This window comes from Halobacillus sp. A5 (assembly GCF_024189315.1).
GTDB lineage: Bacteria > Bacillota > Bacilli > Bacillales > Halobacillaceae > Halobacillus_A.
Window position 1 is genome coordinate 480,448 of sequence record NZ_JAIZEO010000001.1, and the last position, 13,624, is coordinate 494,071.

Sequence of the window (13,624 nt, forward strand, 5' to 3'; positions counted from 1 at the left end):
GGCTTATAAATGGATAATGAAGCCAGGATTTTAGTCGTGGACGATGAAGACCGCATCCGCAGGCTGATTAGGATGTATTTAGAAAGAGAAAATTATATTATTGATGAAGCTGAGGATGGAAATGAAGCCCTAAATAAAGCTCTTACTGAAGATTATGATGTTATTTTGCTTGATATTATGATGCCTGGGAAAGATGGAGTCGAAGTTTGTAAAGAACTGCGCGAGAAAAAGGCTACTCCTGTTATAATGCTGACGGCTAAGGGCGAAGAGGCTAACAGAGTCCAGGGCTTTGAAGTAGGGACTGATGATTACATTGTAAAACCATTCAGTCCGAGAGAGGTTGTTTTAAGAGTGAAAGCGCTTTTGCGCAGAGCCTCTTCAACAAAATTTCTTGAAACGGATACAGCAGCAAGGAACGTGCTCGTGTTTCCACATATGACAATTGATAATGATGCACATAGAGTAACCGCTGATGGTGCAGAAGTAGCTTTAACTCCTAAGGAATATGAATTATTAAATTATATGGCACAATCTCCAGATAAAGTTTTCGACCGTGAACAGTTGTTGAAAGAAGTTTGGCAGTATGAATTTTTTGGAGACTTAAGAACGGTTGACACGCACGTTAAAAGACTGAGGGAAAAACTTAGTAAAGTTTCCTCAAAGGCTGCTGGAATGATTGTTACTGTTTGGGGAGTAGGCTATAAGTTTGAGGTTAGTGGCGACTAATGTTCTGGAGAAGTGTCGTAGGGAAACTATGGTTTACTATCCTTCTTCTTGTATGTTTTGTTCTTATTTTATTAACTGTTTTACTACTCGAGTTTTTTGAGAATTATCATGTACTCGAAGCAGAAAAGGAATTGCTTCAAGATGCCACAAGAATTTCAGATGTAGTGACAGAATATGAAGAGGAAGACTTAATATTATCAATGACGGAGCTAATTCAGGATCCCTCGAGCCGTGTTGTAGTCACAAATGACACAGAAAATGTGTTAAGTTCAGAGTCAAACGAGTCTGATCTGCCTGAATTAGATTATAAGTGGTTTATGGAAGATGAAGAATTAGCTTCTGTAGTAAACGACGGGCAGGAAGTAATGAAAGTTGCTGATTTAGGTACTTCTGAATTAGGATTGCTTGTCGTAGGAACGCCGCTTGAAAATGAAGAAGGGGCGGTTTTTGTTTATCAGTCCCTTGATACAATTGAGGAAACAACTCAGCAGACTACAAAGATCATCTTTCTTGGTGCAGGTATAGCGATTATATTGACGACAATCTTCGCCTTCTTTCTCTCTACACGAATCACTTCTCCGCTTATCAAAATGCGAAAAGGTGCTCTAGAGTTAACGAAGGGAGAATTTAATACTAAGATCCCTATACGGACACATGATGAAATCGGTGAACTGGCTATGGCTTTTAACCGGATGGGACGGCAGTTGAAGTTTCATATTGATGCGCTTAATCATGAAAAAGAACAATTGTCCGGAATTTTACGCTCGATGGCTGATGGGGTTTTAACGATGAACAGGCAGGGTGACATTCTTGTATCCAACCCACCGGCTGACCAATATTTAGATGCGTGGTTTTTCGAAAACAGCACACAGCCTGGCTCTGAAGAAATCTCAAGGAAGACACTCCCTTCTCCTATGCGGAAGCTTTTTGATGAAGTCATTGAACTTGAGCAGGAGCAAATGACTGAAATCACAGTTCAGGGAAGATCATGGGTTATAATTATGACCCCTTTATATGATGAGAAGCATATTAGAGGAGCTGTAGCTGTACTTCGCGATATGACAGACGAGAGAAGACTGGATAAGCTGAGGAAAGATTTTATTGCTAATGTCTCTCACGAACTTAGAACGCCAATATCTATGCTGCAGGGCTACAGTGAAGCAATTGTAGATGATATAGCCGAGACACGCGAAGATAAAAATGAGCTTGCTAGGATTATTCATGATGAGTCCTTGAGGATAGGCAGACTGGTGAATGAATTGTTAGACCTTGCCCGGATGGAAGCAGGACACATTTCTCTTCATGTTGATCACATAGAAGTTAAACCATTTATAGATAAAATTATCCGTAAGTTTAAAGGGCTGGCAGATGAAAAGCAGGTGCAGCTCCATTCTGAAGTTGATATTAAACAGACGAGAATTAATATTGATCCTGATCGGATTGAACAGGTTTTAACAAACTTAATCGACAATGCGATCCGCCATACAAGTGAAAACGGAGTGGTAAAGGTTAGGGTACAAGCATCAGAAGAACTTTCGATTCAGGTGGCTGATTCTGGGAACGGTATTCCAGAAAAGGATTTACCTTTTATATTTGAACGTTTTTACAAAGCGGATAAATCAAGAAAAAGAGACTCATCTCAAAAAGGTACAGGCCTTGGTCTGGCTATTGCTAAAAATATTATCGAAGCACATGGAGGGAAGATTTCCGTCCATAGTAAAGTAGATGAAGGCACTGCTTTCACAGTCCAGATCCCTGACCAAGCAAATCTATTTGATTATTAGATTGCTATTATCACTGGGATCATGTAATCTTAAAAAAGGACTTAACTTTTTATATAATATTGGTGCCGATCAGGCTGAACAGGGAATCTGGTGAAAAACCAGAACTGTCCTCGCAACTGTAAGTGTAGACGAACGGAAAAAACCACTGTAATTGTTATTATGGGAAGGTTCCTAGTAGGATGACACACAAAGTCAGTAGACCTGCCAATATTAGTCGTTTCAAAGCTTCGGGGATTGAGCGTTTAGGCAGCCGGCTGGTCTATTTACTTACAGCCGTTTAGATTGTCTTTTATCTGCTCTTCATAATTGAAGGGCAGTTTTTTGATTACATAAACGAATCCACTCCCGTTACCTCATCTTTGAAACGACATATTCAAGGAAGGGAGAATGAAGATGAGACATAGTATTAAAGCCTTATTGTTCACGCTGATAGCTGCTGTATTTTTAGCAGGTTGTCAAGGAGAAGGTGACAATGATGAAGGATCTTCTGGTAAAGCCGATCAGTCTGAAGAAGTAACGATTGAAATTGAAATTTCTGAAGACGAAGGGGAAGAAGTAGTTTCTACAGAGGAGCACACAGTGGAAGAAGGAGCCTTACTGATGGATGTTATGGAAGGACACTATGACGTCGAAGAAGATGAAGGATTTATTAATAGTATTGAGGGCATCAGCGCTGAAGAAGGGGAAGAAAAAGCGTGGATGTATACGATTAATGGAGAAGAAGCCAGCGTAGGAGCAAATGAGTATGAATTGGAAGAAGGAGACGAGATTAACTTCGATTTTCAATCCCGGGAATGATTTGAATGAGTACGTATAAGCTTACATTAATTGCTATGCTGGCTGCACTAGCCGTAGCGGGGAGAATTGCTATGGCCCACCTGCCTAATATCCAGCCTGTTACAGCGGTTATTATTATCACTGGATTTTGGCTGGGCCCGCTTGCTGCAGTAATTATGGCCTTTTTAACTACATTTTTATCTAATGTCATATTAGGTATGGGAATATGGTCTGTCTGGCAGGTAATCTCATGGTCCGTTATTGGATTAATTGCAGGATTGATAGGTAAATACTGGCCATCTATTCCAACATGGTGTTTAGTAGTATATGGGTTCTTCAGCGGCCTGTTTTTTGGCTTTATGATTTCTATAACTATGTATACTGCCGGGCAGCCTTTTTGGGGCTACTATGTCGCTGGGATCCCAATGGACTTGAATCATTCGTTTGCCAATGCAGTATTTATAGCGTTGCTGTCACCTGTTTTGGGAACACTATTTAACCGATATCAAAAGCGGCATGCTTTAAATTAGAACAGTGGCGCCTGTTTGTTTGCAAGGAATGCTTTCACTTTCCAGAATAAAGTGAAGGAAAAGTTTTGAATAAAACTGAATAAAGCATAAAATAATCCGAACGATTCTATTGAAATCAGTTCGGATTATTTATGGCCACGAAAGAGTTTTATTACCGTCGCGCCGTCAAATCACTTCGATTTCGATGGACTCCGCTTTAAGCTTCCTCGGAAAGTATTCTCGCGTGATCTTCGTTTATACGATTCACTTTTTTACCTCATTGCTTTGCTTATGTCCAACCTCTTTCTACTAACTCAGCAAGTTAATATTGATCAATAGGATACAGAAGAATAATCTGTTAAAATGAGAAAGAGATTGCGAAGGAGTAGGTTATAATGAATCGATACGAGTTAAGAGATATCGTTTCACGCAAACTTAAACTTGTAAGAGTTGAGGCAGGATTTACTCAGAGTCAGATGTCCACAATGTTAGGGCTGTCTAAAAAAACGTTAGTTCAAATAGAAAAAGGACGTACGCTGGCCGGCTGGGGTACGGCCGTTGTGGTATGTTCATTATTTTCGGAGAGTGAAACGCTGACAGCAGCACTAAAGGGTAAACCTTATGATGTGATTCAAAAAGCTGCCTTTCATCAATAAAAAAAGTCCCTCATCTATACTAGAGGGACTGATTTCCTATTCATATTTAAGTGGATCTCCTTCGAAGGGCTCCTCCTCGATTTTAATAGAGTCTGTCGGACAACCTTCAAAAGCATCTTCCATATCATCCTCCAGGTATTCAGGAACTTGTTCCATCCCCTTATTTTCATCGAGAACGACGTAAGCTAAACCTTCGTCATCGTAATCAAATATATCAGGAGCGGCTGCGCCGCAGGCACCGCATGCTATGCAGGTATCTTGGTCTACGATTGTATATTTAGGCACTAATGAACCTCCTTTATGTTTTACCTCATGAAGATGGCCTAAAGAGGGTCAAAACTATAAGTATATTGTAAATTGCAGAACTTCACATTTCAATACATAACAGAAAGAGGGACAAAAATGTTTGAAGCGATACTACTGAAATGTATACAATCCTTAAGAGGAGAGCGGTCAATTTCAGGGATTTTTCACCTTATTCAAGGTAAACGTTCCTCTCAAACTCTTCAGGATGCTAAAATATATAATATTGACCTTTTTTTTGCGACTGCTCCCTCCATTAAGAAAGAACAGGTGGAAGAGGCTGTGGTAAGAATGGCTGCAAAAGGATGGGTTTATATCAATGAAGAAAAGATACCGGTTATTAGGGAAGAAGGACATCAAGTACTAAACAATTCTACCATAGAAACGCGGCACTATCTTAATGGAATGACTTTACATAAGCATGTGAACGTTTTTGAAAAAAGACTGCGGCTGTTAATTCAAACCATTACACGCACTAATCTGAAAGACTTCTCTTTTATCCCTATTGAGGACGATATTGAAACACAGCGCTGGGTCAAGTATATATACAGGAACTGCTCGGCAGAGGAGATGATTACAAATCTTCACAATGAGTTGTATACATTGCTTTTGGCCATTGATAAACTGGAGGCGGAACTGTTTACAGCCAGGATTACAGGGGGCAGGGTAACGGGAAGAACGAAGGCGCAGCTTGCTTCCCGGTATGACCTTTCTAAAGAAGACGTTGACCTGTATGTACGGCATACTTTTTATTATTTATTACAAAGTACGTTGAACGCACCGCAATCTTATAAAGCGTTATTTATGTGCGCAGAGGGACTGGAAGGTTCGAATTTAATAACAGCTTCCGCAAAACAGACTCACCACTTGTTAACAGGTGGTTACACGCTTGAGCAAATCTGTAATAGAAGACGGTTGAAGATAAGTACTATTCAAGACCACATCGTGGAAGCTGCTTTAGTTGTTCCTGATTTTGACATTTCAACTTTTGTGTCCGCTGATCATCAAGCTGAAATTGCTCAAGCTTTAAATTTAGTAAATTCAAATAAACTAAGAGAATTGTATGAAGCTATGGAAAAAAGGTTCGATTATTTTCAATTAAGATTAGTTAAAGCTCGTTTGAATTACGGGGATAAAGAGGTGGGGTCATATGTCTCGCGAACAACTTCATGAGGATTTGAAAAGATATTTTGGTTATTCAGAATTTAGACAAGGGCAGCAGGAGATTATAGAAGATGTTCTAGAAGCAAAAGACGTACTAGGTATACTGCCGACAGGCAGCGGAAAATCTCTATGCTTCCAGCTCCCTGCTCTTCTTCAAAGCGGGGTTACGGTTGTGGTCTCCCCCTTAATTTCGTTAATGGTTGACCAGGTAAGACAGTTGAAGGTGAAGGGGGTTAAATCAGTTACTGCTTTAAACAGCTTTATGGAAGTAAAAGAAAGAGCGGCTGTTTTAAATTCCTTGCCTAATTACCGCCTCATTTATCTTTCTCCGGAAATTCTTCAAAACTCGAGGGTAGCCGCTAAATTAAAAGAATTACATGTGAACCTCTTCGTAATTGATGAAGCACACTGTATATCACAATGGGGTCATGAATTTAGAACGGACTATTTGAAATTAAATGAAATGATAAAAGAATTAGGTGATCCTCCTGTGCTTGCGCTGAGCGCTACGGCAACCCCTGAAGTTCAGCAGGATATAAAAATACAGTTGAACCGCCCCCATATGGTGCCGCATATTTATAAGATGGATAAGCCCAACATGAGCTTTGAAGTGGAATATCTTGAAGATCCGGGCGAAAAAATTGAAAGAATTAAAACGATATTATCCAACCAGCCGGCACCGACGATGATCTATTTCTCAAGCCGTTCTGCTGCTGAGAAAGTGGCTGAAGAACTATGGTTAACGATGGACCAAAGAGTCGCTTTTTATCATGGCGGAATGGAGAATATAGACCGTCTCCTCGTTCAACAGCAGTTTATGAATGATGAATTGGATGTTGTCTGCTGTACAAGTGCATTCGGAATGGGTGTTGATAAACCAAACATCCGAAGAATTATTCATTATCACTTTCCGGGCCAGATTGAATCATTTATACAGGAAATCGGCCGTGCGGGAAGGGACGGGAAGCCTTGTGCCAGTCTTGTGTTGCATACTCACCGCGATCACTACCTCCCCCAGTTGTTAATAGAAAAAGAGCTGCCTAAGAATGAGGATGCAGCTCGCGTTTTTCACTGGTTTGATAGAAATGAGAGACTTTTATCTGATGAGGAAATGCTGGAAACGCTCCAGCTGTCAGATTCCCAATGGAATTTTATTAAATTCCACTTAGGAAAATCGGGGGTAATTACAAGAAATAATATAGAAATTAAAGAGAATTGGAAGGTAATTCAGGCTGAACTATTGAATCGCTTGCAAGAACGCTGGAATTACAAAAATAGTAAGTATAAGCAAATGATAAACTGGTTGTTCTATGACGGCTGTAGAAGAAAAATGCTATATTCTCCTTTTCAGAGTGAAGTGAGGAGTCCTCAGGCAGGCTGTTGTGATTATTGCGGCTCTTTTATGAAGGATCTTCATATACCCCAAAAGGAAGTATCAAGGGCACAGTACTCCTCCTGGGAAGCACGACTTCGTGCAATATTCCTTCAGGAGCCCTCCGATGGCTAAGATTAGTCAAAGGGAACTAATTAGAAGAATGTCAACAAGAGAAATTACAAAGCATCTGATTGTTACTCAATTAATTCTTTTAACCATTGCTGTCCTGTCAAGCGCCTTTTTGTTTGTCGACCCCGTAAATAAGTGGCTGTCACTTTTTAATGCGGGACCCGAAATCTTATGGTTTGGTGTAATGCCGGCTATCATTGTTATTTCGATTGATTTTATACTTATGTTTCTTCTCCCGGAAAGATTTTACGATGATGGAGGGATCAATCAAAAGGTATTCCAAAATCAAAAAGCAGTTAACATTTTTTGGTTGACCCTGCTGATAGCGATCTGTGAAGAAGTTCTATTTAGAGGTGTTATTCAAACTTCATTTGGCTATTTGGCAGCCGGTACACTTTTTGCTCTTATCCATTTCAGGTATTTAAAAAAGGTGGTATTATTCGTATCTGTTTTGTTAGTCAGTTATTTTCTTGGGTACATGTTTCATATTACAGAAAATCTATTGGTCACAATTACTTCTCATTTTCTAATCGATTTTATTTTAGGTATTTGGATTTCGAAGTATTACGGGAGGGGTCAGAATGAATGAATATACTACAAAACATGAGCACGATGAAGAGTCTTTGGTAAACCTGCCTTCCCGGGCTGCTACACACAGTAAAAAGAAGTTGAATGCAAGACTTCGGTTCAGCCAGAGGTGGTTTCAGTGTTTACTTGCCTCCTTTGTAATAATTATCTTAATCTTAATCACATATCCGTACTGGAGTAGTTTAGTAGAAAGCCCTCAATTAAGAGAAGACCCCGTTTCTTATATTGAAGAGATTTCTATAGAATAAAAACACTCAAGCTTCCGTAAAAAAGGAAGCTTGAGTGTTTTAATAAAATTTCTTTTTATCTTGTTCTTGTTTAAGTATTTCTACCGCTTCGCGAAAACGCTGGGAGTGGACAATTTCTCTCTCTCTCAGAAACTTTAAACTGTCATTTAAGCAAGGGTCATCCGACATATTAATAATCCATTGATAAGTGGCTCTAGCTTTTTCTTCAGCTGCGATATCTTCATATAAATCTGCAATAGGGTCGCCCTTCGCCTGGATATAGGTAGCTGTCCATGGGTTTCCTGCTGCATCATGATAAAATAATGCATGATCATGGTTAGCGTAATGAGCTCCTAATCCAGCCTCTTTCATTTGTTCAGGTGTTGCATCTTTCGTTAATTTATAGACCATAGCAGCGATCATTTCCAAGTGTGCAAATTCCTCTGTTCCTATATCAGTCAGCAGTCCAATGACTTTATCAGGGATGGAGTAGCGCTGGTTTAAATACCGGAGCGCTGCGGACAATTCACCATCGGCTCCTCCATACTGTTCGATTAAAAACTTGGCTAATCTTGGGTTACATTCGCTTACTTTAACAGGGTATTGTAATTTTTTCTCATAATACCACATTTCGCTCCTCCTTTACGCATTTACATCTGCCAGGGCCATGGGGAATCGATCCAGTTCCAAGGGTAAGAGGAAAAGCTCCCTCCGAACTGTTTCAAAGGTCCAAATTGCTGTTCATATTGGCCTTTTAACTGTTTACTTTGAACGGCCAGCTGATTGAACTGTTGAATGGCATTATAATCTTGAGGGTGAGTATCGAGATATAAAGTCAGTTCCACTAATGCAAAATCCACCTGTTGGATTTGTTCCATTTGGTTTATTTGCTCTTGACTTGGTTTCAATGGTCTTCACCTCTTACATGACTTGGATAAGGATCGAAAAGCACCGGCCATAAGGTCCCTTTGTAAAGGGCTTCTTTTAAAGGAAATTGAGGGAGTCCGGTCGGCTGGAACCCAAGGTATAAGTTTGGCGGTGTTTGATAATACTTCCATTCAATAGGCGGGCACGGATCAGCTGTACTTGCGTAAGGATGGTACCATTTTATAGGGGTATACATACTCATCACCTTTCTTAACGGTCATACCCCCACCTTATGTTTGTTTGACTTGTCCTATTCGATTCTTATAATGAATTGTATGTAACCACACGAAGCGTATACAAACTTTACACAATAATTGCTCAAACACTATACTTAAACTAAAACGTTCTAGTGGAGGGGTACTCATGCAAAAAATTAAAGCTAAATATAATATAAAAGCTGTTTCCAATATGCTGGGGATACAAGCTGGAACGTTGAGGGCGTGGGAGCGCAGATACCAGATTATCCGTCCTTCCCGAAATGAAGCGGGTCACCGTTTATACACGGACGACCATATTCAAACACTTAAATGGCTTTTAGATAAAGTCAATAAAGGTTTTACTATTTCTCAAGCTGTCTCTTTATTGGAAAATAGTGAAGACGTGACGACACCTCCACATTTAAAGGAGGAAAAAAATCATTTGACCGCTACAGGAGATCAACTTCTGCAATGTTTATTGTCTTTCAATGAGCGAGCGGCCCAATTTAAGCTTGATGAAGCATTCAGTTTATTTACGCCGGAAACAGTTGCTATTGACATGATCGGGCCTTTACTAGTAAAAATAGGTGACATGTGGGAAAATAATGAAATCACAAGTGCGCATGAGCATTTTGCGAGCAATTTCCTCCGTTCACGGATAGGAATGATGCTGCTGACTATTCCTGCAGAAGGTATTCAGCCGAAAGCACTTCTCGTTTGTGGTCCTAATGAAAAGCATGAGTTAGGGTTGCTTATTTTTGCATTGTTTTTAAAAAGACGGGGTTATGAAGTAGTTTATCTCGGGCAAAGTATTGCAGGTGGAGATATCGAGGTAGTTATCAATGAGATAAAGCCATCGTTTGTATTTATGTCATGTACATTAGAGCAGAATATTCCTATGACGATTCGTTTAGTGGAATCATTGGATGAGCAGTTTCCTGATCTGAAAATCGGACTTGGAGGTTATGCTTACGAGACACTTCCTGAATTAGATATAAGAAGTCTGGAGTCTTATTTGGTAGGAAGCACAAAGAAAGAGTGGGAAGAATGGCTGCAGAAAAATGTATAATCCATTAAATAATTGCCCCTGCGAGAAATAATGGATATAATTCTAAAAAAAGTGCCATAATTAGAGCGGTCATCATAAGATATAGATAACAGTTATCCTTATTAAAAGGGGGCGTATACATGCGAGTCGAAAGAATGTCTAACGAGAAATTTAAAATATTTTTAACTTTTGATGATTTGTTAGACAGAGGCTTGACAAAAGAAGAGCTTTGGAGTGATCTCCCAAGAGTGCACCGAGTGTTTAGTGATATGATGTATGACGCCGGTGTTGAGCTTGGGGTTGAGCTGAATGGGATGCTTCTTGTCCAAGTATACTTGCTGCAGGCTCAAGGAATGCTTGTAGTGGTTACGAAATCTAAAGAAGAAATAGATGAAGATGATGGATATATTGAAATGAAAGTTACATTAGATGAAAGTAAGGAAATGATTTTTGCATTTGATGATTTTGAAGATATCATTCAGGCAGGATTGCATTTATATGCGTTAAATGTAGAAGAAGGAGACGTTTATCTTTATAATGACCATTATTATATGGTGCTCGACGATGAAGCCATATTCCATTTAGACATAGAACAAGTAATCGCTTTACTCTCAGAATTCTCCTCGGCTTCGGCAGTTACTTCACACCGTTTAATAGAATATGGTCAACCTATAATGAAACAAAATGCGGTTAAAACAATTAAACAATATTTCTCCAAATCATAGATTGAAAGTAGAACGAAGCAGATGCTTTCGTTCTTTTTGTTTGATTAAATTAGAAGGTGTCTTCATAACGTGTTAAAATAAAGTGAAACTTTGGACTGAGAAATGGAGTGTTCGTGCATGAAAGTAGCGGTATTATACGGGGGGGTATCCGGAGAAAGAGAAGTTTCTCTATCAACGGGTAAAGGAATTATTCAAGCTTTAAAAAATAAAGGTCATCAAGTAATAGGAATTGATTTTGACCCGAGTAAAATAGACCAGCTGATTGATTTAAAAGTAGATCTTGTATTTATAGGTCTGCACGGCAGATTTGGAGAAGACGGCAGGATTCAGGGCTTACTGGATATGCTTGACATTCCATATGTAGGATCAGGAGTACTGTCTTCTGCACTTGCAATGGATAAAGCTAAATCAAAGCAGATCTTTGCGACTAATCATATTCCTACCGCCGAAAGCGAATCATACGTAGTAAACAGGTATCGTGATCATTCCCAAATAGCTGCAGCAGTAAAAGAACGATTTACAGTTCCATTCGTTGTAAAACCGAATCAGGAAGGTTCCACATTAGGGTTAACTGTAGTCAAAGATGAGAGCCAGATTGATAAAGCTATTGAAATTGCAGCTGCTTCTGATTCGGTTATTTTAGTAGAAGATTACGTAGGTGGCCGGGAAGTAACGGTACCGGTAGTAGGAAAACAAGGAGAAGAAGAGGCACTGCCTGTAATAGAAATTATTCCGAAAAGCGATTATTACGATTTTGATTCTAAATATAAACCTGGAGGCAGTGAGCACATCGTACCTGCTAAAGTCTCTGATGAACTGACTGAGCAGCTGCAGGCCTATGCGGTTGAAGCTCATCAATTATTAGGGTGCAGTGTTTATTCCAGAGTAGATTTTATTATTAATGAGAATAATACACCTATTATATTGGAAGTAAATACACTCCCTGGTATGACACCAACCAGTCTTTTTCCTGATTCGGCACAGGTCATAGGATTGAGCTATGACGATTTAGTTGAACGATTTGTTTCTCTATCATTGCCGGAGAAAAATCAATAGTTGTAATCGCTTTCATACTTTTTAAAAAATAAGAAAGAAAGCTATGAATTCGCTTTGCATAACGATGGGTTACGTGTATACTATTGACTGAAAGAACACCCTTAGCGAATGGTTTCACATAGGAGGTAAATCGATGGTAGCCGATAAAGCTGACGTCAATGCAAATGACCAAAATGATAAGCTGGATGTTTTAAAGTCCACTCAAAAAGTAGTGAAAAAAGCGCTGGATAAATTAGGATATCCAAATGAAGTCTATGATCTTTTAAAAGAACCTGTCAGAATGATGACAGTTAGAATTCCGGTACGAATGGATGATGATTCCATAAAGATCTATACAGGCTTTAGAGCTCAGCACAACGATGCTGTTGGCCCTACAAAAGGCGGGGTGCGTTTCCACCCTAATGTATCTGAAAAAGAAGTGAAAGCACTGTCCATTTGGATGAGCTTAAAAGCAGGAATTGTTGATTTACCGTACGGTGGAGGTAAAGGCGGTATTGTGTGTGATCCAAGGGATATGTCGTTTAGAGAATTAGAAGGGGTAAGCAGAGGTTATGTGCGAGCAATCAGTCAAATTGTAGGCCCTACTAAGGATATACCAGCTCCTGACGTGTTTACGAATTCGCAAATAATGGCTTGGATGATGGATGAATACAGTCGAATTGATGAATTTAATAATCCAGGTTTTATTACAGGAAAACCTTTAGTGCTCGGGGGCTCTCATGGCAGGGAATCAGCCACTGCTAAAGGTGTTACAATTTGTATAGAAGAAGCAGCCAAGAAAAAAGGCATTCAAATAGAAGGAGCACGTGTAGTTGTGCAAGGATTTGGAAATGCAGGAAGTTTCCTGGCTAAATTCATGCACGACAAAGGTGCGAATGTTGTTGGAATCTCAGATGCTCACGGAGGGTTATATGACCCTGATGGTCTGGATATTGATTACTTACTGGATAGAAGAGACAGTTTTGGAACAGTTACCAACTTATTTAAGAACACCATCTCAAATAAAGAATTATTAGAACTTGATTGTGATATCCTGGTCCCTGCTGCTATTGAAAACCAAATTACTGAAGAAAATGCAGGAAGTGTCAAAGCTACAATAGTAGTCGAAGCTGCGAACGGACCTACTACGTTAGAGGCAACTAAAATATTATCAGATCGCGGAATACTTCTCGTCCCGGATGTATTAGCTTCTGCTGGAGGAGTTACCGTCTCTTACTTTGAGTGGGTGCAAAACAACCAGGGGTATTATTGGACCGAAGAAGAAGTAGAAGAAAAACTGTACAAAGTCATTGTCAAAGGTTTTGAAAATGTCTATCGGACTGCTGAAAACCGGCGGGTGGACATGAGGCTGGCAGCATATATGGTGGGCGTGAGAAAAATGGCTGAAGCGTCAAGGTTCAGAGGATGGATATAGGTTGATTCTATAAGTTAGA

The 13,624-nt window shown here is 39.7% G+C and carries 17 protein-coding genes and 1 riboswitch; of the genes, 13 read left to right on the plus strand and 4 right to left on the minus strand.

Features of this window, described 5'->3' with window-relative positions; genetic code table 11:
* The first annotated feature begins 9 nt into the window (after positions 1 to 9).
* The 5 genes from LF822_RS02535 (at position 10) to LF822_RS02555 (ending at position 4,452) form a co-directional block, all read left to right on the plus strand.
* Positions 10 to 726, plus strand: coding sequence for a response regulator transcription factor (locus LF822_RS02535; RefSeq protein ID WP_253922384.1), 717 nt, complete (start codon positions 10 to 12; stop codon positions 724 to 726).
* Positions 726 to 2,510: an ATP-binding protein gene (locus LF822_RS02540; RefSeq protein ID WP_253922385.1), complete on the plus strand. Its 1,785-nt coding sequence runs from the start codon at positions 726 to 728 to the stop codon at positions 2,508 to 2,510. Before LF822_RS02535 ends, LF822_RS02540 begins: the two co-directional genes overlap by 1 nt.
* A gap of 43 nt (positions 2,511 to 2,553) precedes the next feature.
* Positions 2,554 to 2,733: riboswitch (cobalamin riboswitch) on the plus strand.
* A 170-nt stretch (positions 2,734 to 2,903) separates the two neighbouring features.
* The gene (locus tag LF822_RS02545) at positions 2,904 to 3,308 is read left to right on the plus strand and encodes a DUF4430 domain-containing protein (RefSeq protein WP_253922386.1); all 405 of its coding nucleotides are present in this window, start codon (positions 2,904 to 2,906) and stop codon (positions 3,306 to 3,308) included.
* 5 nt (positions 3,309 to 3,313) lie between these two features.
* On the plus strand, positions 3,314 to 3,817 hold the full coding sequence (locus LF822_RS02550) for an ECF transporter S component (protein WP_253922387.1): 504 nt from the start codon (positions 3,314 to 3,316) through the stop codon (positions 3,815 to 3,817).
* A gap of 374 nt (positions 3,818 to 4,191) precedes the next feature.
* The gene (locus LF822_RS02555; RefSeq protein WP_253922388.1) at positions 4,192 to 4,452 is read left to right on the plus strand and encodes a helix-turn-helix transcriptional regulator; all 261 of its coding nucleotides are present in this window, start codon (positions 4,192 to 4,194) and stop codon (positions 4,450 to 4,452) included.
* Between the two features lie 36 nt (positions 4,453 to 4,488).
* Here LF822_RS02555 and LF822_RS02560 read toward each other — a convergent pair whose 3' ends face one another.
* Positions 4,489 to 4,737 (minus strand): ferredoxin, encoded by a 249-nt coding sequence (locus LF822_RS02560; RefSeq protein ID WP_253922389.1) that lies wholly within the window; start codon positions 4,735 to 4,737, stop codon positions 4,489 to 4,491.
* Positions 4,738 to 4,854: 117 nt separating this feature from the next.
* Between LF822_RS02560 and LF822_RS02565 the strand changes: the two genes are divergently transcribed.
* The 4 genes from LF822_RS02565 to LF822_RS02580 are packed head-to-tail and all read left to right on the plus strand — an operon-like array spanning position 4,855 to position 8,259.
* The gene (locus LF822_RS02565; protein WP_253922390.1) at positions 4,855 to 5,928 is read left to right on the plus strand and encodes a YpbB family protein; all 1,074 of its coding nucleotides are present in this window, start codon (positions 4,855 to 4,857) and stop codon (positions 5,926 to 5,928) included.
* Complete coding sequence (locus tag LF822_RS02570) at positions 5,906 to 7,426, plus strand: RecQ family ATP-dependent DNA helicase (RefSeq protein WP_253922391.1); 1,521 nt, start codon at positions 5,906 to 5,908, stop codon at positions 7,424 to 7,426. Before LF822_RS02565 ends, LF822_RS02570 begins: the two co-directional genes overlap by 23 nt.
* Positions 7,419 to 8,012 carry a CPBP family intramembrane glutamic endopeptidase gene (locus LF822_RS02575; protein WP_253922392.1) on the plus strand — a complete coding sequence of 198 codons (594 nt, stop codon included), beginning with the start codon at positions 7,419 to 7,421 and terminating at the stop codon, positions 8,010 to 8,012. Before LF822_RS02570 ends, LF822_RS02575 begins: the two co-directional genes overlap by 8 nt.
* Entirely contained in the window at positions 8,005 to 8,259 is a 255-nt protein-coding gene (locus LF822_RS02580) for a hypothetical protein (RefSeq protein ID WP_253922393.1), read from the plus strand. Before LF822_RS02575 ends, LF822_RS02580 begins: the two co-directional genes overlap by 8 nt.
* A gap of 39 nt (positions 8,260 to 8,298) precedes the next feature.
* Here the strand turns inward: LF822_RS02580 and LF822_RS02585 are convergent, their stop codons facing one another.
* The 3 genes from LF822_RS02585 to LF822_RS02595 are packed head-to-tail and all read right to left on the minus strand — an operon-like array spanning position 8,299 to position 9,361.
* Complete coding sequence (locus tag LF822_RS02585) at positions 8,299 to 8,868, minus strand: manganese catalase family protein (RefSeq protein ID WP_253922394.1); 570 nt, start codon at positions 8,866 to 8,868, stop codon at positions 8,299 to 8,301.
* Positions 8,869 to 8,888: 20 nt separating this feature from the next.
* A complete protein-coding gene (locus LF822_RS02590; RefSeq protein ID WP_253923443.1) occupies positions 8,889 to 9,116 on the minus strand; it encodes a spore coat protein CotJB in 228 nt (75 codons plus the stop codon).
* Positions 9,117 to 9,142: 26 nt separating this feature from the next.
* Positions 9,143 to 9,361, minus strand: coding sequence for a spore coat associated protein CotJA (locus LF822_RS02595; protein WP_253922395.1), 219 nt, complete (start codon positions 9,359 to 9,361; stop codon positions 9,143 to 9,145).
* Positions 9,362 to 9,528: 167 nt separating this feature from the next.
* Here LF822_RS02595 and LF822_RS02600 point away from each other — a divergent pair, with 167 nt between their 5' ends.
* The 4 genes from LF822_RS02600 to LF822_RS02615 all read left to right on the plus strand — a co-directional run bounded on the left by LF822_RS02600 (position 9,529) and on the right by LF822_RS02615 (position 13,605).
* Entirely contained in the window at positions 9,529 to 10,431 is a 903-nt protein-coding gene (locus tag LF822_RS02600; protein ID WP_253922396.1) for a MerR family transcriptional regulator, read from the plus strand.
* 119 nt (positions 10,432 to 10,550) lie between these two features.
* The gene (locus LF822_RS02605) at positions 10,551 to 11,135 is read left to right on the plus strand and encodes a genetic competence negative regulator (RefSeq protein WP_253922397.1); all 585 of its coding nucleotides are present in this window, start codon (positions 10,551 to 10,553) and stop codon (positions 11,133 to 11,135) included.
* A gap of 117 nt (positions 11,136 to 11,252) precedes the next feature.
* Entirely contained in the window at positions 11,253 to 12,191 is a 939-nt protein-coding gene (locus LF822_RS02610; RefSeq protein WP_253922398.1) for a D-alanine--D-alanine ligase, read from the plus strand.
* Between the two features lie 133 nt (positions 12,192 to 12,324).
* Entirely contained in the window at positions 12,325 to 13,605 is a 1,281-nt protein-coding gene (locus LF822_RS02615; RefSeq protein WP_253922399.1) for a Glu/Leu/Phe/Val family dehydrogenase, read from the plus strand.
* The last annotated feature ends 19 nt before the right edge of the window (positions 13,606 to 13,624 follow it).

Excerpts from the sequence above, each read along its gene's own strand:
- LF822_RS02535 (WP_253922384.1), top strand. The coding sequence starts at position 10 with ATGGATAATGAAGCCAGGATTTTAGTCGTGGACGATGAAGACCGCATC.
- LF822_RS02540 (WP_253922385.1), top strand. The coding sequence starts at position 726 with ATGTTCTGGAGAAGTGTCGTAGGGAAACTATGGTTTACTATCCTTCTT.
- LF822_RS02545 (WP_253922386.1), top strand. The coding sequence starts at position 2,904 with ATGAGACATAGTATTAAAGCCTTATTGTTCACGCTGATAGCTGCTGTA.
- LF822_RS02550 (WP_253922387.1), top strand. The coding sequence starts at position 3,314 with ATGAGTACGTATAAGCTTACATTAATTGCTATGCTGGCTGCACTAGCC.
- LF822_RS02555 (WP_253922388.1), top strand. The coding sequence starts at position 4,192 with ATGAATCGATACGAGTTAAGAGATATCGTTTCACGCAAACTTAAACTT.
- LF822_RS02565 (WP_253922390.1), top strand. The coding sequence starts at position 4,855 with ATGTTTGAAGCGATACTACTGAAATGTATACAATCCTTAAGAGGAGAG.
- LF822_RS02570 (WP_253922391.1), top strand. The coding sequence starts at position 5,906 with ATGTCTCGCGAACAACTTCATGAGGATTTGAAAAGATATTTTGGTTAT.
- LF822_RS02575 (WP_253922392.1), top strand. The coding sequence starts at position 7,419 with ATGGCTAAGATTAGTCAAAGGGAACTAATTAGAAGAATGTCAACAAGA.
- LF822_RS02580 (WP_253922393.1), top strand. The coding sequence starts at position 8,005 with ATGAATGAATATACTACAAAACATGAGCACGATGAAGAGTCTTTGGTA.
- LF822_RS02585 (WP_253922394.1), bottom strand. The coding sequence starts at position 8,868 with ATGTGGTATTATGAGAAAAAATTACAATACCCTGTTAAAGTAAGCGAA.
- LF822_RS02590 (WP_253923443.1), bottom strand. The coding sequence starts at position 9,116 with ATGGAACAAATCCAACAGGTGGATTTTGCATTAGTGGAACTGACTTTA.
- LF822_RS02595 (WP_253922395.1), bottom strand. The coding sequence starts at position 9,361 with ATGTATACCCCTATAAAATGGTACCATCCTTACGCAAGTACAGCTGAT.
- LF822_RS02600 (WP_253922396.1), top strand. The coding sequence starts at position 9,529 with ATGCAAAAAATTAAAGCTAAATATAATATAAAAGCTGTTTCCAATATG.
- LF822_RS02605 (WP_253922397.1), top strand. The coding sequence starts at position 10,551 with ATGCGAGTCGAAAGAATGTCTAACGAGAAATTTAAAATATTTTTAACT.
- LF822_RS02610 (WP_253922398.1), top strand. The coding sequence starts at position 11,253 with ATGAAAGTAGCGGTATTATACGGGGGGGTATCCGGAGAAAGAGAAGTT.
- LF822_RS02615 (WP_253922399.1), top strand. The coding sequence starts at position 12,325 with ATGGTAGCCGATAAAGCTGACGTCAATGCAAATGACCAAAATGATAAG.